This is a genomic window from Limimaricola pyoseonensis, assembly GCF_900102015.1.
Taxonomy (GTDB): Bacteria; Pseudomonadota; Alphaproteobacteria; order Rhodobacterales; family Rhodobacteraceae; genus Limimaricola; species Limimaricola pyoseonensis.
In genome coordinates this window covers 1-20966 of record NZ_FNAT01000017.1, presented here as the reverse complement: position 1 = coordinate 20966, position 20966 = coordinate 1, and the positions used below count along the sequence as shown (strand labels likewise).

Here is a 20966-nt window from a genome sequence, read left to right as displayed (position 1 = left end):
CGTCGAGATGTTCCGCAAGCTGCTCGACCGCGGCGAGGCGGGCGACAACATCGGCGCGCTGCTGCGCGGCGTCGACCGTGAGGGCGTCGAGCGCGGCCAGGTGCTGTGCAAGCCCGGCTCGGTCAAGCCGCACACCAAGTTCGAGGCCGAGGCCTACATCCTCACCAAGGAGGAGGGCGGCCGCCACACCCCGTTCTTCGCCAACTACCGGCCGCAGTTCTACTTCCGCACCACCGACGTCACCGGCACCGTCGTGCTGCCGGAAGGCACCGAGATGGTGATGCCGGGCGACAACCTGAAGTTCAACGTCGAGCTGATCGCCCCGATCGCCATGGAAGACGGCCTGCGCTTCGCCATCCGTGAAGGCGGCCGCACCGTCGGTGCCGGCGTCGTCGCCAAGATCATCGAGTGATCGCGCGGCGGGCGGCCCTCGCGCCGCCCGATCGCAGCAACGGCAAGGGCCGCCCCTCGGGGCGGCCCTTCGCGTTTGCGGGCAGGGCTCCGGCGGATCAGGGGCCGGGCGGCAGGCCCAGCATGGCGTCGGCCTCCGCGGTGGCGGCGTCGAGCCCGGCCTGGAGCGAGGCGCGCGCCGCCTCGCGCGCCTGCGTGTCGAGCCGGCGCGGCACCGTGCCTTCCCAGCGCCGGAACACCACCGCGCCGCGCCCTCCCGGCCGCGGCAGCAGCAGCCGGTCCCAGCTTTTCGCGCGGGCCTGCCGCTCGACCGAGTAGGCGTAGAAGAACACCGGCCGGCCGATGCTGCGCGCCCAGTCGATCGGCGGGTCGTTGACCCGGCCGGCGGGCCCGAGCGGGCCGTCGGCGGTGATGCCGATGCTGGCCCCGGCGCGCAGCCGATCCATCACCAGCCGCGACATGGCGAGGTTCGACAGCCGCGGCGACATCGCCACCGGGGTGAGACCCGAGCGGCGATGCGTGTCGCCGGCGATTCGGGCGATCGGCGAGGTGTCGTGCAGCGAGGACAGGTCGGCGGTGTCGCGCGGCCAGTGGAACGGCCCGAGCATCAGGCGCGAATGGCGCAGGATCAGCAGCACCGGCCCCTCGGCCAGCGCGGCGCGCAGATCCGCGTCGCCGCGCCGCTCCCAGCGCGTGCGGCGCTGGCAATGGCCGAGATAGCCATGCGCCAGACCGCCCATCGTGCCGATCAGCGCCGGGCTGCGCGCCAGTCTCTTGCGAAGCGACATGCGACCTCCCTCGTCTTCGGGGGCGCATGTTGCGCGCGCCCGCCGCGAGGGCAAGGGCGCTCGGGGTGCGAATCCGCGCGACGGGGCCTTGATCCCGGCGGCGAACGGGGCTAGTCGGAGGGCGGCCTAGGGGTATAGCTCAGTTGGTAGAGCATCGGTCTCCAAAACCGAGGGTCGCGGGTTCGAGTCCTGCTGCCCCTGCCAGGCCGCCCGCGCGACCATCGCTTGCGGTCCGCGTCGCCGCGGTTTATGACCCGCATCGATCCCCCGAAAGGTGAAGACGATGGCCAGAACCAACCCGCTCCAGTTCGCGCAGCAGACCCGCGCCGAGATCTCGAAGGTGGTCTGGCCCACGCGCCGCGAGGTGGTGCTGACCACGGTGATGGTCTTCCTGCTGGCCGCGGTCGCGGCGCTGTTCTTCAGCCTCGTGGATCTGGGCATCCGCTCGGGCCTGCAGGCGGTGCTGGAGTCGCTGGGCGGCTGAGCCGCGCGGCCCTCCGGGGCTTGATCTGCGCCGCGCCGGGATGTATCGACCGGCGCACCGAGGCACGGCGCGCATGTTGCGCGCCGATTTGCTGTTTGGGCGGCCCCGCACGGGCCGGTGAATTGAAACGAAGGTCCGGCCCAGCGCCGGTCGCGACGGAAGGTGTCGGGCAACATGGCGAAACGCTGGTATTCGGTCTCCGTGCTCTCGAACTTCGAAAAGAAGATCGCCGAGCAGATCAGGGCCAAGGTCGCCGAGCAGGGGCTCGAGGACGTGATCGACGAGGTGCTGGTCCCCACCGAGGAGGTGATCGAGATCCGGCGCGGCAAGAAGGTCTCGACCGAGCGCCGCTTCATGCCCGGCTACGTGCTGGTGCACATGGAGATGTCCGACAAGGGCTATCACCTCGTGACCTCGATCAACCGCGTCACCGGCTTCCTCGGCCCGCAGGGCCGGCCGATGCCGATGCGCGACGCCGAGGTGAACCAGATCCTCAACCGCGTGCAGGAAGGCGAGGAGAGCCCGCGCACCCTGATCCGCTTCGAGGTCGGCGAGAAGGTCAAGGTCAAGGACGGCCCGTTCGAGGATTTCGACGGCCTGGTCGAAGAGGTCGACGAGGAGAACCAGCGCCTGAAGGTGACGGTCTCGATCTTCGGCCGCGCGACGCCGGTCGAACTCGAGTTCACCCAGGTCGCCAAGCAGCAGGGCTGACCGGATGGGCGGGCCGGCCGGGGGCGATGCGTCGCCCGCCGTCCCGCCGCCCGCCGTCGCGTACGCCTGGCCGCGCATCCTGCTGATCGCGCCCAATGCCGGCAGCCGCATGGGCGGCGAGGCGCTCAAAGCGCTGCAGTATTTCCGCTGGCTGCTCGAGGCCGGGGCCGATGCCCGGCTGATCACCCACGCCCGCAACCGCGACGAACTCGCGGCGCTGTTTCCGCCGGAGCGGCTCTCCTTTGTGGAGGACGGGCCGCTGCAGCGACTGGCCTGGCAGAGTCGGCTCGGCCGGCCGCTGGTCACGCCGCTGTTTCACCGCGCCGCGGCGCGGCTGGCGCGGCGCCACGATCCCGCCCGTACCGTCCTGCACTACATCTGCCCGATCTCGCCGGTCGCGCCGCGGCTGGCGCCGCGCGGCTACCACGTGGTGATCGGCCCCCTGTCGGGCAACATCCACTATCCGCCGGCGCTGGCGCGCCGGACCCCGGCGGGCCGCAGGCTCGGCGCCTGGCTGCACGCCCCGGCGCAGCGCGGTCTGGGGCTGGTCTTTCGCGACCGCGCCCGGGCCGAGCGGCTGCTGGTGTCGGGCGGCGCGCGCACGCGCCGGTCGCTGCTTCTGGCCGGGGCGCCGCGCGCGCGCATGGCCGAGGTGCTCGATGCCGGCGTGGCGCCGGCGCTTTTGCGCCGGGCGCGGCCCGCGCACACGCCGCCGCGCTTCGCCTGCATCGGCCGGATGGTCGACGACAAGGGCTTCGACCTCGCGCTGCGGGGGTTGGCGCAGTGCGATGCGGAGGTCGAGCTGGTGCTGCATGGCGACGGGCCGAGCCGCCCGGCGCTCGAGGCGACGGCCGCGCGGCTGGGGCTCGGGGCGCGGGTGCGATTCGCCGGCTGGCTCGATCACGCGCGGCTGGCCGCGGCGCTGGACGACTGCCGCGGGCTGGTGATGCCGAGCCTCGCCGAGGCCAACGGAATCGTGATGCAGGAGGCGATGGCGCTGGCGGTGCCGGTGGTGGCGCTGGACTGGGGCGGCCCGGCCGAGCTGGGCCGCTCGGGCGGCGCGCTCCTGGTGCCGGTCGCGGCCGAGGCCGAGCTGGTGGCCGGGCTGGCCGGGGCGATGCAGGCGCTGGCGCGCGCGCCCGAACGGGCGGCGCGGCTGGGGCAGGAGGGGCGGGACGTGGCGCGGGCGCGCTTCGACTGGGACCGCGTCGCCGCCTCCTGGGCCGGGCATTACCCGCGCCGCCCGGCCGGGCCGAAGCGGCCGGGCGGGGCAGGGCGCGGCCGGGCTTGACGCGCCGGCCATCGGGGTCTATGCGCTGCATCTCCAATTGCGCCGGCCCCCGGGCCGGTCTTTTGGTGGCGGCCGGGTCGCAGTCGATTCGCCGCATGTGGGAGGCAGACGGGGCGCGCCCCGCGAGCCGCACCACCCAACCGAGAGCCGCCGGGCGCGCCCGGAAGGCTGTTGCGAGAAGGAGAGGCCCGATGGCCAAGAAAGTGATGGGGCAGCTGAAGCTCCAGGTGAAGGCCGGCGAAGCGAACCCGTCGCCGCCGGTCGGTCCGGCGCTGGGTCAGCGCGGCATCAACATCATGGAGTTCTGCAAGGCCTTCAACGCGAAGACCGCGGACATGGAAAAGGGTGCGCCCTGCCCGACCGTGATCACCTACTACCAGGACAAGTCCTTCACGATGGAGATCAAGTCGCCGCCGGCGTCGTTCTTCCTCAAGAAGGCCGCCGGCCTGAAGCCCGTGGGCAAGCGCAACCGTGCCAAGGGCGCGACGCTGCCCGGCAAGGAGACCGCCGGCACCGTGACGCTGGCGCAGGTGCGCGAGATCGCCGAGGCGAAGATGAAGGACCTGAACGCGACCTCCGTCGAGGGCGCGATGCAGACCGTGCTCGGCTCCGCGAAGTCGATGGGCATCGAGGTGAAAGGCTAAGTCATGGCGAAAATCGGTAAACGCACCCGCGCCGCCCGCGAGGCCTTCGCCGGCAAGGAGAACGTCGCGCTCTCCGAGGCCATTGAGCTGATCAAGGGCAACGCCTCCGCGAAGTTCGACGAGACCGTCGAGATCGCGATGAACCTGGGCGTCGACCCGCGCCACGCCGACCAGATGGTCCGCGGCTCGGTCACCCTGCCCAACGGCACCGGCAAGACCATCCGCGTCGCCGTCTTCGCCCGTGGCGACAAGGCCGAGCAGGCCAAGGCCGCCGGGGCCGACATCGTCGGCGCCGAGGACCTGATGGAGACCATCCAGTCCGGCAAGATCGAGTTCGAGCGCTGCATCGCCACGCCCGACATGATGCCGATCGTCGGCCGCCTGGGTAAGATCCTCGGCCCGCGCAACCTGATGCCGAACCCGAAGATCGGCACCGTCACCATGGACGTCGCCGAGGCCGTCAAGGCCGCCAAGGGCGGCCAGGTGCAGTTCCGCGTCGAGAAGGCCGGCGTGATCCATGCCGGCATCGGCAAGGCCTCCTTCGAAGCCGGCAAGCTCGAAGAGAACATCCGCGCCTTCGTCGACGCGGTGAACAAGGCCAAGCCCGCGGGCGCCAAGGGCACCTACCTCAAGAAGGTGGCGCTCAGCTCGACCATGGGCCCCGGCGTCAGCGTCGACCTGGCCTCGGCCACCGGCGCGGCCTGATAGAGATTTCCCCCGGTCCTCGGGCCGGGGTGAATGGCGGGGCGGCATGCCGCCCCGTCCTGTCCGAGACGGAGGGCAGGGGGAAACCCCGCTAAGTCCTTCCTGAGATGGGAAACGAGACCAAGGCATTCCGTTCGGAAGCGATGCTTCCCTTCGGGCGATCACGGCCTCGGGACCCTGACCGGACCCGAACGGCCCCCGGACCATCAGGGGGTCAACATGAGCCGGGGGGAAACCCCCAAACTTGGAGTAAACCGTGGATAGAGCCCAGAAAGAGAAAGTGGTCGAGGAACTCGGCCAGATCTTCGAAAGCTCTGGCGTCGTGGTGGTTGCCCACTACGAGGGTCTGACGGTTGCCGAAATGCAGGACCTGCGCGCGCGTATGCGCGAAGCGGGCGGGTCCGTGCGCGTTGCCAAGAACAGGCTCGCCAAGATCGCCCTTGAGGGGAAGCCTTGCGCCAGCATCGCCGACTACCTCACGGGCATGACCGTGCTCTCCTACTCCGAAGACCCCGTGGCAGCCGCCAAGGTGGTCGATGCGTTCGCCAAGACCAACGACAAGCTCAAGGTCCTCGGCGGCGCGATGGGAGACTCGGCCCTGGATCCGGCCGGTGTGAAGGCCGTGGCCCAGATGCCGTCGCGCGAGGAGCTCATCGCTTCCATCGTCGGCTGCATCGGTGCCCCGGCATCCAACATCGCCGGCGCCATTGGCGCGCCCGCCAGCAACATCGCGTCCATTCTCTCGACCATCGAAGAGAAGGCCGCGTAAGGCATCCCGTCTCCTCGGGGGCTTGATCGCCCCCGCGTTGGAACACACTTGAACTGAACGGAAAGCAAAATGGCTGATCTGAAAAAACTCGCCGAAGAGATCGTTGGTCTGACCCTTCTCGAGGCCCAGGAACTGAAAACCATCCTCAAGGACGAGTACGGCATCGAGCCCGCCGCCGGCGGCGCCGTGATGATGGCGGGCCCGGCCGGCGACGCCGGCGCGGCCGAAGAGGAAAAGACCGAGTTCGACGTCGTCCTGAAGGACGCCGGCGCTCAGAAGATCAACGTGATCAAAGAAGTCCGCGGCATCACCGGCCTCGGCCTGAAGGAAGCCAAGGAGCTCGTCGAGTCCGGCGGCAAGGTCAAGGAAGCCGCTCCGAAGGCGGAAGCCGAAGAGATCAAGGCGAAGCTGGAAGCGGCTGGCGCCAAGGTCGAGCTGGCCTAATCTCGGCGGGCGCGCGCCGCGCGCCACGCCTTGCGACATTGGCTGGATCCGCGGTATCGCGGGTCCAGCCGAACCCGTCTTGGAAGGGGGCTTTCGCGCAAAGCCCCCTCCCCGGGCAGGTTCGCCGGTCGGGAGGTCTCCGGTGGGACGGAGATCGCGAATGGACCGGACCTCCCCCTCTCGCTTGGGTGACGCGGCCTTCCCCGCAGGCCGCGCCGATCCGCAGAGACCTGAAAGGTGACGACTCCCATGGCTCAGTCCTTCCTCGGCCAGAAGCGTTTGCGCAAATATTACGGCAAGATCCGCGAAGTGCTGGAGATGCCGAACCTCATCGAGGTGCAGAAATCCTCCTACGACCTGTTCCTGAAATCGGGTGACCAGCCCGAGCCGACCGACGGCGAAGGGATCAAGGGCGTGTTCCAGTCGGTCTTCCCGATCAAGGACTTCAACGAGACCGCGACGCTCGAATTCGTCCGCTACGAGCTCGAGAAGCCGAAATACGACGTCGAGGAGTGCCAGGCCCGCGACATGACCTACAGCGCGCCCCTGAAGGTGACGCTGCGGCTGATCGTGTTCGATGTCGACGAGGACACCGGCGCCAAGTCGGTGAAGGACATCAAGGAGCAGGACGTCTTCATGGGCGACATGCCCCTGATGACCCCGAACGGCACCTTCATCGTCAACGGGACCGAGCGGGTGATCGTGTCCCAGATGCACCGCTCGCCGGGCGTGTTCTTCGACCACGACAAGGGCAAGACCCATTCCTCGGGCAAGCTGCTCTTCGCCTGCCGGATCATTCCCTATCGCGGCTCCTGGCTCGACTTCGAGTTCGACGCCAAGGACCTCGTCTTCGCGCGCATCGACCGCCGCCGCAAGCTGCCGGTCACGACGCTGCTCTACGCGCTGGGTCTCGACCAGGAAGGCATCATGGATGCCTATTACGACACGGTCGACTACAGCTTCGACAAGAAGGCCCGCAGCTGGGTCACCAAGTTCTTCCCCGAGCGGGTGCGCGGCACGCGTCCCGCCCATGACCTCGTGGACGCCGCCACCGGCGAGGTGATCGCCAAGGCCGGCGACAAGGTCACGCCGCGCGCCGTCAAGAAGCTGATCGACGAGGGCCGGGTGCAGAACCTGCTGGTGCCCTTCGACACCATCGTCGGCAAGTTCGTCGCGCGCGACATCATCGACGAGGAGACCGGCGCGATCTTCGTGGAGGCCGGCGACGAGCTGACGCTCGAGACCGACCGCGACGGCGAGATCACCGGCGGCACCCTCAAGGAGCTGATGGACGCGGGCATCACCGAGATCCCGGTGCTCGACATCGACAACATCAATGTCGGCCCCTACATCCGCAACACCATGGCCGCCGACAACAAGGCCTGGAACCGCGAATCGGCGCTGATGGAGATCTACAAGGTCATGCGCCCGGGCGAGCCGCCGACCGTGGACGCGGCCTCGGCGCTGTTCGACACGCTGTTCTTCGACGCCGAGCGCTACGACCTGTCGGCCGTGGGCCGGGTGAAGATGAACATGCGCCTCGCGCTTGAGGCCGAGGACAGCCAGCGCACGCTGCGCAAGGAAGACATCGTCGCCTGCATCAAGGCGCTGGTCGAGCTGCGCGACGGCAAGGGCGAGATCGACGACATCGACCATCTCGGCAACCGCCGGGTGCGCTCGGTCGGCGAGCTGATGGAGAACCAGTACCGCGTCGGTCTGCTGCGCATGGAGCGCGCGATCAAGGAGCGCATGTCGAGCGTCGAGATCGACACCGTCATGCCGCAGGACCTGATCAACGCCAAGCCCGCCGCCGCCGCGGTGCGCGAGTTCTTCGGCTCCTCGCAGCTGTCGCAGTTCATGGACCAGACCAACCCGCTGTCGGAAGTGACGCACAAGCGCCGTCTTTCGGCGCTCGGGCCGGGCGGTCTGACCCGCGAGCGCGCCGGCTTCGAGGTGCGCGACGTGCACCCGACCCATTACGGCCGGATGTGCCCGATCGAGACGCCGGAAGGCCCGAACATCGGCCTGATCAACTCGCTCGCCACCTTCGCGCGGGTGAACAAGTACGGCTTCATCGAGACCCCCTACCGCAAGGTGGTGGAGGGGCAGGTGACCGACGAGGTGCACTACCTCTCGGCCACCGAGGAGATGCGCCACACCGTCGCGCAGGCCAACGCCTCGCTCGACGAGAACGGCAAGTTCACCAACGAGCTGGTCAACACCCGCCAGTCGGGTGACTACATGCTCGCGCCCTCCGAGAGCGTCGACCTGATCGACGTCTCGCCGAAGCAGCTGGTGTCGGTTGCCGCCTCGCTGATCCCGTTCCTCGAGAACGACGACGCGAACCGCGCGCTGATGGGCTCGAACATGCAGCGTCAGGCCGTGCCGCTCCTGCAGGCCGAGGCGCCGCTCGTGGGCACCGGCATCGAGGAAGTGGTGGCCCGCGACTCCGGCGCCGCGATCATGGCGCGCCGCGGCGGCATCATCGACCAGGTGGACGCCACCCGGATCGTGATCCGCGCCACCGAGGATCTCGAGCTCGGCGATGCCGGGGTCGACATCTACCGGATGCGCAAGTTCCAGCGTTCGAACCAGAACACCTGCATCAACCAGCGCCCGCTGGTGAAGGTGGGTGACCGCGTCCAGAAGGACGAGGTGATCGCCGACGGTCCCTCGACCGACATGGGCGAGCTGGCACTCGGCAAGAACGTGGTCGTCGCGTTCATGCCGTGGAACGGCTACAACTACGAGGACTCGATCCTGATCTCCGAGCGCATCGTGCGCGACGACGTCTTCACCTCGATCCACATCGAGGAGTTCGAGGTCGCGGCCCGCGACACCAAGCTCGGGCCGGAGGAGATCACCCGCGACATCCCGAACGTCGGCGAGGAAGCGCTGCGCAACCTCGACGAGGCGGGCATCGTCTACATCGGCGCCGAAGTGGGGCCGGGCGACATCCTCGTGGGCAAGATCACCCCGAAGGGCGAAAGCCCGATGACGCCGGAAGAGAAGCTCCTGCGGGCGATCTTCGGCGAGAAGGCGTCCGACGTGCGCGACACCTCGCTGCGGCTGCCGCCGGGCGATTTCGGCACCATCGTCGAGGTCCGGGTGTTCAACCGCCACGGCGTCGACAAGGACGAGCGCGCGCTGCAGATCGAGCGCGAGGAAGTCGACCGTCTGGCGCGCGACCGCGACGACGAGCTGGCGATCCTCGACCGCAACATCTACGCCCGTCTCAAGGACCTGATCCTCGGCAAGACCGCGGTTAAGGGCCCGCGCGGCGTCAAGGCCGGCGCGACCATCGACGAGGAGCTGCTGGGCACGCTGTCGCGCGGCCAGTGGTGGCAGCTCGCCCTCGAGGACGAGGACGACGCCAAGATCGTCGAGGCGCTGAACGAGCAGTACGAGATCCAGAAGCGCACGCTCGACGCGCGGTTCGAGGACAAGGTCGAGAAGGTGCGTCGCGGCGACGACCTGCCGCCGGGCGTGATGAAGATGGTCAAGGTCTTCGTCGCGGTGAAGCGCAAGCTGCAGCCGGGCGACAAGATGGCCGGCCGTCACGGCAACAAGGGCGTCATCTCCCGCGTCGTGCCGATGGAGGACATGCCGTTCCTCGCCGACGGCACGCCGGTCGACTTCTGCCTCAACCCGCTGGGCGTGCCGTCGCGCATGAACGTGGGTCAGATCCTCGAGACCCACATGGGCTGGGCCGCGCGCGGCCTCGGCATCCAGGTCGACGAGGCGCTGCAGGAGTATCGCCGCTCGGGTGATCTCACCCCGGTGCGCGAGGCGCTGCGCATCGCCTATGGCGAGGATGTCTACGAAGAGGGCATCAAGGGCATGGACGAGGCGCGGGTGGCCGAGATCGCCGAGAACGTGCAGCGCGGCGTTCCGATCGCCACGCCGGTCTTCGACGGCGCCAAGGAGCCGGACGTCAACGACGCGCTCAAGCGCGCGGGCTTCGACGAATCCGGCCAGTCCGAGCTGTTCGACGGCCGCACCGGCGAGAAGTTCTCGCGCAACGTGACCGTGGGCGTGAAGTACCTGCTCAAGCTGCACCACCTGGTGGACGACAAGATCCACGCGCGTTCGACCGGGCCGTACAGCCTCGTGACCCAGCAGCCGCTGGGCGGCAAGGCGCAGTTCGGCGGCCAGCGCTTCGGCGAGATGGAGGTCTGGGCGCTCGAGGCGTACGGCGCCGCCTACACGCTGCAGGAGATGCTGACCGTGAAGTCGGACGACGTGGCCGGCCGCACCAAGGTCTACGAGAGCATCGTCAAGGGCGAGGACAACTTCGAGGCCGGCGTGCCGGAATCGTTCAACGTTCTCGTGAAGGAAGTCCGGGGCCTCGGCCTCAACATGGAACTCCTGGACGCGGAGGACGAGTAACGGCGTCTTTTCCCGCCCCGGGTCACCGGGGCGGGGCGCCGTCGCCCTCTGCCTAGATTCAAGGATTTGAAATGAACCAGGAACTCACGAACAACCCGTTCAATCCGCTGACCCCGGCCAAGACCTTCGACGAGATCAAGGTGAGCCTCGCCTCGCCGGAGCGGATCCTCAGCTGGTCCTTCGGCGAGATCAAGAAGCCCGAGACCATCAACTACCGGACCTTCAAGCCCGAGCGCGACGGCCTGTTCTGCGCCCGGATCTTCGGCCCGATCAAGGACTACGAGTGCCTGTGCGGTAAGTACAAGCGCATGAAGTACCGCGGCGTGGTCTGCGAGAAGTGCGGCGTCGAGGTGACGCTGCAGAAGGTGCGCCGTGAGCGCATGGGCCACATCGAGCTGGCCGCGCCGGTCGCGCATATCTGGTTCCTGAAGTCGCTCCCCTCCCGGATCGGCCTCATGCTGGACATGACGCTGCGTGACCTCGAGCGCATCCTCTACTTCGAGAACTACGTCGTCATCGAGCCCGGCCTGACCGATCTGGCCTACGGCCAGCTGATGACCGAGGAGCAGTATCTCGACGCGCAGGACCAGTACGGCGCCGACGCGTTCTCGGCCAATATCGGTGCCGAGGCGATCCGCGAGATGCTGGCCCAGATCGACCTCGAGGGCGAGGCCGAGCAGCTGCGCGCCGACCTCAAGGAGGCGACCGGCGAGCTGAAGCCCAAGAAGATCATCAAGCGACTGAAGATCGTCGAGAGCTTCATCGAGAGCGGCAACCGTCCCGAGTGGATGGTGATGACCGTGATCCCGGTGATCCCGCCCGAGCTGCGCCCGCTGGTGCCGCTCGATGGCGGCCGCTTCGCGACCTCGGACCTGAACGACCTCTACCGCCGGGTCATCAACCGCAACAACCGCCTCAAGCGGCTGATCGAACTGCGCGCGCCCGACATCATCGTGCGCAACGAGAAGCGGATGCTGCAGGAGTCGGTCGACGCGCTGTTCGACAACGGCCGCCGCGGCCGCGTCATCACCGGCGCCAACAAGCGCCCGCTGAAGTCGCTGTCGGACATGCTCAAGGGCAAGCAGGGCCGGTTCCGCCAGAACCTGCTCGGCAAGCGCGTGGACTTCTCGGGCCGTTCGGTCATCGTGACCGGCCCCGAGCTCAAGCTGCACCAATGCGGCCTGCCCAAGAAGATGGCGCTCGAGCTGTTCAAGCCCTTCATCTACTCGCGGCTCGAGGCCAAGGGCCTGTCGAGCACCGTGAAGCAGGCGAAGAAGCTGGTCGAGAAGGAGCGTCCCGAGGTCTGGGACATCCTCGACGAGGTGATCCGCGAGCACCCGGTGATGCTGAACCGCGCGCCGACGCTGCACCGTCTCGGCATCCAGGCCTTCGAGCCGATCCTGATCGAAGGCAAGGCGATCCAGCTGCACCCGCTGGTCTGCTCGGCCTTCAACGCCGACTTCGACGGCGACCAGATGGCCGTGCACGTGCCGCTCTCGCTGGAAGCCCAGCTGGAAGCGCGCGTCCTGATGATGTCCACGAACAACGTGCTGTCGCCCGCCAACGGCGCGCCGATCATCGTGCCGTCGCAGGACATGGTTCTGGGCCTCTACTACACCACCATCATGCGTGAAGGCATGAAGGGCGAGGGCATGTCCTTCGGCTCGATCGAGGAGGTGGAGCACGCCCTGACCGCTGGCGAGGTGCACCCGCACGCCCGCATCACCGCGCGGATCAAGCAGATCGACGACGAGGGCAACGAGGTCTTCAAGCGCTACGAGACCACGCCGGGCCGGCTGCGTCTGGGCGCGCTTCTGCCGCTCAACGCCAAGGCGCCGTTCGAGCTGCTGAACCGGCTGCTGCGCAAGAAGGAAGTCCAGCAGGTGATCGACACCGTCTACCGCTACTGCGGTCAGAAGGAGTCGGTGATCTTCTGCGACCAGATCATGTCCGCGGGCTTCAAGGAGGCCTTCCGCGCCGGCATTTCGTTCGGCAAGGACGACATGGTCATTCCCGAGGCCAAGTGGACGCTGGTCGACGAGACCCGCGAACAGGTCAAGGACTTCGAGCAGCAGTACATGGACGGCCTGATCACCCAGGGCGAGAAGTACAACAAGGTCGTGGACGCCTGGTCGAAGTGCAACGACAAGGTCACCGAGGCGATGATGCAGACCATCTCCGCCAACAAGCGGGACGAGGCCGGCGCCGAAATGGAGCCGAACTCGGTCTACATGATGGCCCACTCGGGCGCCCGGGGCTCGGTCACCCAGATGAAGCAGCTGGGCGGCATGCGCGGCCTGATGGCCAAGCCGTCGGGCGAGATCATCGAGACGCCGATCATCTCGAACTTCAAGGAAGGCCTGACCGTGCTCGAGTACTTCAACTCGACCCACGGCGCGCGGAAGGGTCTGTCGGACACCGCTCTGAAGACCGCGAACTCGGGCTACCTGACCCGTCGTCTCGTCGACGTGGCGCAGGACTGCATCATCCGCGAGCATGACTGCGGCACCGACCGGGCGATCACCGCGGAAGCGGCGGTCAATGACGGCGAGGTGGTCGCGCCGCTCTCCGAGCGCGTGCTGGGCCGGGTCTCGGCCGACGACGTGTTCAAGCCCGGCACCGAGGAGCTGCTGCTCAAGGCGGGCGAGCTGATCGACGAGCGCAAGGCCGACATGCTCGAGGGTTCGGGTCTGCAGAAGATGCGCATCCGCAGCCCGCTGACCTGCGAGTCCGACGACGGCGTCTGCGCCATGTGCTACGGGCGCGACCTCGCCCGCGGCACGATGGTGAACCAGGGCGAGGCCGTGGGCATCATCGCGGCGCAATCGATCGGCGAGCCGGGCACCCAGCTGACGATGCGGACCTTCCACATCGGCGGCGTCGCGCAGGGTGGCCAGCAGTCGTTCCTCGAGGCCAGCCAGTCGGGCAAGATCGAGTTCCGCAACGCCAACCTCCTCGAGAACGCGGCGGGCGAGCAGATCGTGATGGGCCGCAACATGGTGCTCGCCATCGTCGGCGAGGACGGCGAGGAGCGGGCCAGCCACAAGATCGGCTACGGCACCAAGGTCTTCCACAAGGAGGGCCAGGAGGTCGCGCGCGGCGAGAAGCTGTTCGAGTGGGACCCCTACACCCTGCCGATCATCGCCGAGAAGGCCGGTAAGGTGCGCTTCGTCGATCTCGTCAACGGCATCGCCGTGCGCGAGGAGACCGACGACGCCACCGGCATGACCCAGCGGATCGTCGCGGACTGGCGTTCGGTGCCCAAGGGCAACGAGCTCAAGCCCGAGATCCTGATCGCCGGCGAGGATGGCGAACCGGTCCGCAACGACGCGGGCAACCCGGTGACCTACCCGATGTCGGTGGACGCGATCCTCTCGGTCGAGGACGGCCAGACCGTCCAGGCCGGCGACGTGGTGGCGCGGATCCCGCGCGAGGGCGCCAAGACCAAGGACATCACCGGCGGTCTGCCGCGGGTGGCGGAACTGTTCGAGGCCCGTCGTCCCAAGGATCACGCGATCATCGCCGAGATCGACGGCTATGTGCGCTTCGGCAAGGACTACAAGAACAAGCGCCGCATCGCGATCGAGCCGGCCGACGACAGCCTCGACAAGGTCGAGTACATGGTGCCCAAGGGCAAGCACATCCCGGTGCAGGAAGGCGACTTCGTGCAGAAGGGTGACTACATCATGGACGGCAACCCGGCGCCGCACGACATCCTCGCCATCATGGGCGTGGAGGCGCTGGCCGAGTACATGATCGCCGAGGTGCAGGACGTCTATCGACTGCAGGGCGTGAAGATCAACGACAAGCACATCGAGGTGATCGTTCGCCAGATGCTGCAGAAGATCGAGATCATGGACTCGGGCGAGACGACGCTGCTCAAGGGCGAGCATGTCGACAAGGCGGAGTTCGACGAGGCCAACCAGAAGGCGCTCAACAAGGGCGTCCGTCCGGCGCAGGGCAGCCCCGTGCTGCTCGGCATCACCAAGGCGTCGCTGCAGACCCGCAGCTTCATCTCGGCGGCCTCGTTCCAGGAGACCACCCGCGTGCTCACCGAGGCTTCGGTCCAGGGCAAGCGCGACAAGCTGGTGGGCCTCAAGGAGAACGTCATCGTCGGCCGCCTGATCCCGGCCGGCACCGGTGGCGCGACCACCCGCGTGCGCAAGATCGCGCATGACCGCGACCACGCCGTGGTCGAGCAGAAGCGCGAGGCGGCCGAGCAGGCCGCGGCCCTGGCCGCGCCCTCCGAGGCGCCGGTCCAGGACGCGGAGTTCGACACCGTGACCGAGCGCCACGAGGACAGCCGCGACTGATCCCTGTCGCCGCGAAACGACATGAGGGGCCCCCGGGAAACCGGGGGCCCTTTCTCGTTGCGCCGGGTGTGGCGCGCTCCACGTGAAACGTCAGATGGCGGCGCGCATCATCGCCTCGCGCCAGCGCGGATCGCCCTTTGGCGCGCGCCCCTGCAGGCGGCAGATGCGGGCGACGCGGTCGGCGCAGCACAGGTGATGGTGCCGGGCAACGCCGGGCAGGGCCATCGCCTCGGCGTGCAGCCGGTCGAAGGGGGCCGCGAAGGCCAGCGCCGAGAGGTCGCGCTGCACGTTGCGGTTGAAGCGCTCGAAGAAGTCGTCGGTGTAGCGGTCGCGGAAGGCGGTGGCCGAGGGCGTGCCGCGCTTCAGCTCGAACTCTTCGCGCGAGCGCAGCGCGTAGTGGTTCATCTGCGCGCCGCCATGGGCGATCGCCTCCGGCGCGGTGTGGCGCACGGCCACCCGGCCCGCGCCCTCGGCCGCGAGCGGCCGGCCCTCGCTGTCGACGAAGCGCGGTGTCCCCCGGCCCTCGAAGGCCCAGGGCATGTGATCGCCCCAGCGCTCGAAGCGGTGCGGGTCGCGCACCAGAGTCTTGAGCCAGATGTTGGGCGGCCGGCGCGCCGGGCCGCAGCGGGTGAAGCGGCGATGCGTGAGGCCCGGGGCGTAGTGCGCCTCGCCGCCGGTGCCGAAGCAGCGCCAATGCAGCGCGATGCCGTCATGGCCGCGGCCGACCGCGTCGAGATAGGCGTCGATGCCGCCGCCGCCCCGATGCGGCACGAGGAACTCGTCGGCGTCGCAGATCAGCAGCCAGCCGGCCCGGCGCGTCGCCGCGTGGCGCCGCGCCTGCGCATGCGCCGCCTGCTTGGGCGGCACGCCGTCGGGCGGGTCGTGCGCGAACCATTCGAGCCAGCCGGCCCGCGCGAAGGCCGCAAGCAGCGCCTCTGAGCGGTCGGTGCAGTCGTTGACGGCGACGAGGATCTCGCAGCCCAGCATCCGGTACCACGTCACCCATTCGACCAGATGGGCGCCTTCGTCGCGCATGGCGGAGAACACGAGGACGGGATCGGTGGGGGCGGCCATGGCCGGATCATGCACGGATCGGCGCCATGGTCCATCACGGGTGGGGGCACGGGTGGGGGAGGGCCCGCACGCGCTGTGCGCCGGGCCCTCCCGCCAAGGATCAGGCGGCCTGCTCGGCCTCGGCGGCGCGCGCCAGGATCCGGATGCGGCTGTCGAGCTCGCCGCGGTCCACGTAGCAGCCATGCAGGTGGCGGAACCCGGTCGAGGGGTCGAAGGCGGTGCGCCCGTGCAGCACCCGGCGGTTGTCGAACACCACCATCTCGCCGGCCTTGAGCTTCAGCGTCACCGCATAGGCCGGGTCGCGCGTCATCTGCATGAAGCGGCGATAGGCGGCGTAGTAGTCCGGCATCAGCTCGGGCGCGATGTCGAGGATGTCGGCGAGATGCGCGTTGAAGCAGATCTCGCTGACCGCGCCGTTCGGGGCGAGGGTGATCACCGTCTTGCGGGCGCGGATGTCGGTCTCCGCGTCATGGAAGCGGAACGGCACCGTGACGGTCGAGAGCAGCTCGAAAGCGGCCGGGTCCTCGCGCGCGAGGTCGCGCGCCACCGCCAGCCCGTCGCAGAACACCGAGCCGCCGCCGGTCGCCTCGTTGGCGAGGCAGTGCAGGAACTGCCAGCCCGGCGGCAGCTCCTGATTGGTCAGGTCGGTGTGCAGCGGCAGCGCGTCGGCGGTGTAGGCGAGGTTGTTCGGGTTCGGCTTCGAGACGACCTCGAAGGTGCGGCCGAAATTGGTCTCGCGCAGAAAGCCGATGCGCCGGGCGACCGCCATGCCGGCCTCGGTGCTGTCGTCGAGCCCCTCGACGATCGACAGGCCGAAGCGCTTGGAGGCGTGCAGCCAGCCGGCCAGCGCCGCGTCGTCGTTCAGCACCTCGCCGGCCGTGGCGCGCGGCACGCCGGCGGCGCCGAGATCGGCGCGCCAGGCCTCGGGCGCGATCTCGGCCGGGTCGTGGCGGGCCGTGCCGGGCCGGTGGGCCATGAGCCAGTCGAGCGCGAAGCGGCTCGGCGTGTCGCTGCCCGGCCAGTCGAGCAGCAGCGCGCCCGATTCGACCCGCGCCGCCTCGGGGGCAAGGTCGAGATCGACCGAAGTCAGGTCGAACACCCGCTCGCCGGTCTGGGGGTGGAAGCCGGCCGGGTCGGTGTCGCGCAGCCACAGATAGGGGAAGTGGTCGCTGCGGCCGTCGCTCCAGTCGAGCCGCAGTTGCCGCGCCTCGAGGCGCGGGGTTGCCGTGAGAGTCATGAAGGTCTCCGTCGAATCGAATGTCAGGTCAGGCGGATGCGGGGCGGCCCCGGCGGCGGCCACCAGCAATGGGCCTTGGCATGCGGATGGCCCGGGCATCTGCCGATCACGACGCACATGGAAAGGCCGCGGCTCCTGTCGATCGAAAACCGCGCATGGCCTAGCATTTCCCGCGCCCCGCGTCATCCCGTTGCGGCGCCGGGCCCCCGCCGAGCCCCCGGGGCGGGGGAGGGGGGGGGGCGGCAGTTGACACGCTCCGCGACTCCCCATATACGGCCGTCACTTGGGCAGGGGGCAGTCCGCTTTCCGCCCTGATATCAGAGCTGAAGTGGTCATGATCCGGGACATAGCGCCCCGATCCTCTGGAGACCCACCGCATCGTGTCCGGGAAAGGGGCGCGTTCGCGGATTTTTTGCGCTTCGTGGACGCATGAAGCCGCGAGGAACCGAAATCGGCGGGCCCCTGGTCCGCGACACATGTGCAGGAAACGGGGAAAGACGCCCAATGCCAACGATCCAGCAGCTGATCCGCAAGCCGCGGCAGCCCAAAGTCACCAAGTCCAAGTCGCAGCACCTCGAGTCCTGCCCGCAGAAGCGGGGCGTGTGCACCCGCGTCTACACCACCACGCCGAAGAAGCCGAACTCGGCCATGCGGAAGGTCGCCAAGGTGCGCCTGACCAATGGCTACGAGGTCATCAGCTACATCCCCGGTGAGAGCCACAACCTGCAGGAGCACTCGGTGGTCCTGATCCGTGGCGGCCGGGTGAAAGACCTTCCGGGCGTGCGCTACCACATCCTCCGCGGCGTGCTCGACACCCAAGGGGTCAAGAACCGCAAGCAGCGCCGCTCGAAGTACGGCGCCAAGCGTCCGAAGTAAGGAGAGAGAGCGCCATGTCGCGTCGCCACGCCGCCGAGAAACGTGAGATCCTGCCCGACGCCAAGTTCGGCGACCGGGTTGTCACGAAATTCATGAACAACCTGATGATCGACGGCAAGAAGTCCGTTGCCGAGAAGATCGTCTACAACGCGTTCGATCGCGTCGAGACCCGCCTCAAGAAGGAGCCCGTCGAGGTGTTCCACGAGGCGCTCGACAACATCAAGCCGTCGGTCGAGGTCCGCTCGCGCCGTGTCGGCGGCGCGACCTACCAGGTCCCCGTCGAGGTCCGCCCCGAGCGCCGCGAGGCGCTGGCGATCCGCTGGCTGATCGACGCCAGCGCCAAGCGCAACGAGAACACCATGGAAGAGCGCCTGGCCGGCGAGCTGCTCGACGCAGTCAACGGCCGCGGTTCCGCGGTGAAGAAGCGCGAAGACACCCACAAGATGGCCGACGCCAACAAGGCGTTCAGCCACTACCGCTGGTAAGCGGGAAGGAGCCCCATCATGGCACGCGACTATCCTCTGCAGCGCTACCGCAACTTCGGCATCATGGCCCACATCGATGCCGGCAAGACCACCACGACAGAGCGGATCCTGTTCTACACCGGCAAGTCCCACAAGATCGGCGAAGTCCATGACGGCGCCGCCACCATGGACTGGATGGAGCAGGAGCAGGAGCGCGGGATCACCATCACCTCCGCCGCCACGACCACGTTCTGGCAGCGGCAGGAAGACCCGACGCTCGAGGGCACTTCGGACACGAAGTACCGCTTCAACATCATCGACACCCCCGGCCACGTCGACTTCACCATCGAGGTCGAGCGTTCGCTCGCGGTGCTCGACGGCGCGATCTGCCTGCTGGACGCCAACGCCGGCGTCGAGCCGCAGACCGAGACCGTCTGGCGCCAGGCCGACCGCTACAAGGTCCCGCGCATCGTCTTCGTCAACAAGATGGACAAGATCGGCGCCGACTTCTTCAACTGCGTGAAGATGATCAAGGACCGCACCGGTGCCACCCCCGTGCCGATTTCGCTGCCGATCGGCGCCGAGGACAAGCTCGAGGGCATCGTCGACCTGATCAAGATGGAAGAGTGGGTCTGGAAGGGTGAAGACCTGGGCGCCTCCTGGGTGCGCCAGCCTATCCGTGACGACCTGCAGGACGTCGCTGCCGAGTGGCGCTCGACCCTGATCGAGAACGCCGTCGAGCAGGACGACGACGCGATGGAAGCCTATCTCGAGGGCAACGAGCCCGACGAGCCGAAGCTGCGCGAGCTGATCCGCAAGGGTACGCTGTCGCTGTCCTTCGTGCCGGTCGCGGCCGGTTCGGCCTTCAAGAACAAGGGCGTCCAGCCGCTCCTGAACGCGGTCATCGACTTCCTGCCCTCGCCGCTCGACGTGCCGCCCTACATGGGCTTCGCGCCGGACGACGAGACCGAGACCCGCAACATCGAGCGTCGCCCCGGCGACGAGGAGCCCTTCGCCGGCCTCGCGTTCAAGATCATGAACGACCCCTTCGTCGGCTCGCTCACCTTCACCCGCATCTACTCGGGCCTGCTCGAGAAGGGCGGTTCGGTGATGAACTCGACCAAGGGCAAGCGCGAGCGCATCGGCCGGATGATGATGATGCATTCGAACTCCCGCGAGGAGATCGAATGGGCGGGTTCGGGCGACATCATCGCGCTGGCCGGTCTCAAGGAGACCACCACCGGTGACACGCTGTGCGACCCGAACAAGCAGGTCGTGCTCGAGACCATGACCTTCCCCGATCCGGTCATCGAGATCGCGGTCGAGCCGAAGACCAAGGCCGACCAGGAGAAGATGTCCGCCGGTCTCCAGCGCCTCGCCGCCGAGGACCCGTCCTTCCGCGTCGAGACCGACCTCGAGTCGGGCCAGACCATCATGAAGGGCATGGGCGAACTCCACCTCGACATCCTGGTCGACCGCCTCAAGCGGGAGTTCAAGGTCGAGGCGAACATCGGCGCGCCGCAGGTGGCCTACCGCGAGACCATCGGTCACCCGGTGGAGCACACCTACACCCACAAGAAGCAGTCGGGTGGTTCGGGCCAGTTCGCGGAAGTGAAGCTCAACATCATGCCGACCGAGGCGGGCGAGGGCTACTCGTTCGAATCGAAGATCGTCGGTGGCGCGGTGCCGAAGGAATACATCCCCGGCGTCGAGAAGGGCATCAAGTCGGTGATGGACTCCGGTCCGCTGGCGGGCTTCCCGGTGATCGACTTCAAGGTCGAGCTGCTGGACGGCAAGTTCCACGACGTCGACTCCTCGGTCCTGGCCTTCGAGATCGCCTCGCGGATGTGCATGCGCGAAGGTCTGCGCAAGGCCGGCGCCAAGCTGCTCGAGCCGATGATGAAGGTCGAGGTGCTCACGCCTGAGGAGTACACCGGCTCGATCATCGGCGACCTGACCTCGCGTCGGGGCCAGGTGCAGGGGCAGGACACGCGTGGCAATGCCATCGTGATCAACGCCTTCGTGCCGCTCGCCAACATGTTCGGCTACATCAACACGCTGCGGTCGATGTCGTCCGGCCGGGCCCAGTTCACGATGATCTTCGATCATTACGAGCCGGTGCCGCAGAACATCTCGGACGAGATCCAGAAGAAGTACGCCTGATGAACGCGGCGCGCGGGCAACCGCGCGCCTCAACCCCCTGAGGGCCGCGCGCCTTGCCGCCGGCCGATCAAGACAAGAGGTAAGACCATGGCGAAGGCCAAGTTTGAGCGCACGAAACCGCATGTGAACATCGGCACCGTCGGTCACGTCGACCACGGCAAGACCACGCTGACCGCGGCGATCACCAAGTACTTCGGTGACTT

17 protein-coding genes and 1 tRNA gene are annotated in these 20966 nt (G+C 68.2%); 15 read left to right on the top strand and 3 right to left on the bottom strand.

Annotated elements, in window-relative coordinates:
* Positions 1–412, top strand: a 412-nt coding sequence (locus BLT43_RS18590; protein WP_479724261.1) for an EF-Tu C-terminal domain-related protein, incomplete at its 5' end; no start/stop codon positions are given.
* A gap of 97 nt (positions 413–509) precedes the next feature.
* Here the strand turns inward: BLT43_RS18590 and BLT43_RS18585 are convergent.
* On the bottom strand, positions 510–1199 hold the full coding sequence (locus BLT43_RS18585; protein ID WP_090115363.1) for a lysophospholipid acyltransferase family protein: 690 nt from the start codon (positions 1197–1199) through the stop codon (positions 510–512).
* A 128-nt stretch (positions 1200–1327) separates the two neighbouring features.
* Between BLT43_RS18585 and BLT43_RS18580 the strand changes: the two genes are divergently transcribed.
* The 10 genes from BLT43_RS18580 to rpoC all read left to right on the top strand — a co-directional run bounded on the left by BLT43_RS18580 (position 1328) and on the right by rpoC (position 14949).
* A tRNA-Trp gene (locus BLT43_RS18580) sits at positions 1328–1403 on the top strand.
* Positions 1404–1482: 79 nt separating this feature from the next.
* A complete protein-coding gene (gene secE / locus BLT43_RS18575) occupies positions 1483–1683 on the top strand; it encodes a preprotein translocase subunit SecE (protein WP_090115362.1) in 201 nt (66 codons plus the stop codon).
* A gap of 174 nt (positions 1684–1857) precedes the next feature.
* The gene (gene nusG / locus BLT43_RS18570; RefSeq protein WP_090115355.1) at positions 1858–2394 is read left to right on the top strand and encodes a transcription termination/antitermination protein NusG; all 537 of its coding nucleotides are present in this window, start codon (positions 1858–1860) and stop codon (positions 2392–2394) included.
* 4 nt (positions 2395–2398) lie between these two features.
* Positions 2399–3685 (top strand): glycosyltransferase family 4 protein, encoded by a 1287-nt coding sequence (locus BLT43_RS18565; RefSeq protein WP_090115354.1) that lies wholly within the window; start codon positions 2399–2401, stop codon positions 3683–3685.
* Positions 3686–3876: 191 nt separating this feature from the next.
* On the top strand, positions 3877–4329 hold the full coding sequence (rplK, locus tag BLT43_RS18560) for a 50S ribosomal protein L11 (protein WP_090115353.1): 453 nt from the start codon (positions 3877–3879) through the stop codon (positions 4327–4329).
* Between the two features lie 3 nt (positions 4330–4332).
* Positions 4333–5034 (top strand): 50S ribosomal protein L1, encoded by a 702-nt coding sequence (gene rplA, locus BLT43_RS18555; protein WP_090115352.1) that lies wholly within the window; start codon positions 4333–4335, stop codon positions 5032–5034.
* 256 nt (positions 5035–5290) lie between these two features.
* Positions 5291–5803 (top strand): 50S ribosomal protein L10, encoded by a 513-nt coding sequence (rplJ, locus tag BLT43_RS18550; protein WP_090115351.1) that lies wholly within the window; start codon positions 5291–5293, stop codon positions 5801–5803.
* A 69-nt stretch (positions 5804–5872) separates the two neighbouring features.
* The gene (gene rplL / locus BLT43_RS18545; protein ID WP_090115350.1) at positions 5873–6247 is read left to right on the top strand and encodes a 50S ribosomal protein L7/L12; all 375 of its coding nucleotides are present in this window, start codon (positions 5873–5875) and stop codon (positions 6245–6247) included.
* Between the two features lie 249 nt (positions 6248–6496).
* Complete coding sequence (rpoB, locus tag BLT43_RS18540) at positions 6497–10636, top strand: DNA-directed RNA polymerase subunit beta (RefSeq protein WP_090115349.1); 4140 nt, start codon at positions 6497–6499, stop codon at positions 10634–10636.
* A gap of 71 nt (positions 10637–10707) precedes the next feature.
* Positions 10708–14949 carry a DNA-directed RNA polymerase subunit beta' gene (gene rpoC / locus BLT43_RS18535; RefSeq protein WP_090115348.1) on the top strand — a complete coding sequence of 1414 codons (4242 nt, stop codon included), beginning with the start codon at positions 10708–10710 and terminating at the stop codon, positions 14947–14949.
* Between the two features lie 90 nt (positions 14950–15039).
* Here the strand turns inward: rpoC and BLT43_RS18530 are convergent, their stop codons facing one another.
* The gene (locus BLT43_RS18530) at positions 15040–16023 is read right to left on the bottom strand and encodes a glycosyltransferase family 2 protein (RefSeq protein ID WP_090115335.1); all 984 of its coding nucleotides are present in this window, start codon (positions 16021–16023) and stop codon (positions 15040–15042) included.
* A 100-nt stretch (positions 16024–16123) separates the two neighbouring features.
* Positions 16124–17260 carry a TauD/TfdA family dioxygenase gene (locus BLT43_RS18525; protein WP_090115364.1) on the bottom strand — a complete coding sequence of 379 codons (1137 nt, stop codon included), beginning with the start codon at positions 17258–17260 and terminating at the stop codon, positions 16124–16126.
* A gap of 504 nt (positions 17261–17764) precedes the next feature.
* On the opposite strand from BLT43_RS18525, the gene rpsL reads away from it, so the two are divergent.
* The 4 genes from rpsL to BLT43_RS18505 all read left to right on the top strand — a co-directional run.
* Positions 17765–18136 (top strand): 30S ribosomal protein S12, encoded by a 372-nt coding sequence (rpsL, locus tag BLT43_RS18520; RefSeq protein ID WP_090115334.1) that lies wholly within the window; start codon positions 17765–17767, stop codon positions 18134–18136.
* Between the two features lie 14 nt (positions 18137–18150).
* Entirely contained in the window at positions 18151–18621 is a 471-nt protein-coding gene (gene rpsG / locus BLT43_RS18515; RefSeq protein ID WP_090115333.1) for a 30S ribosomal protein S7, read from the top strand.
* 18 nt (positions 18622–18639) lie between these two features.
* Positions 18640–20763, top strand: coding sequence for an elongation factor G (gene fusA, locus BLT43_RS18510; RefSeq protein ID WP_090115332.1), 2124 nt, complete (start codon positions 18640–18642; stop codon positions 20761–20763).
* Positions 20764–20850: 87 nt separating this feature from the next.
* A partial coding sequence (locus BLT43_RS18505) for a GTP-binding protein (RefSeq protein WP_165612566.1) occupies positions 20851–20966 on the top strand: 116 nt, incomplete at its 3' end.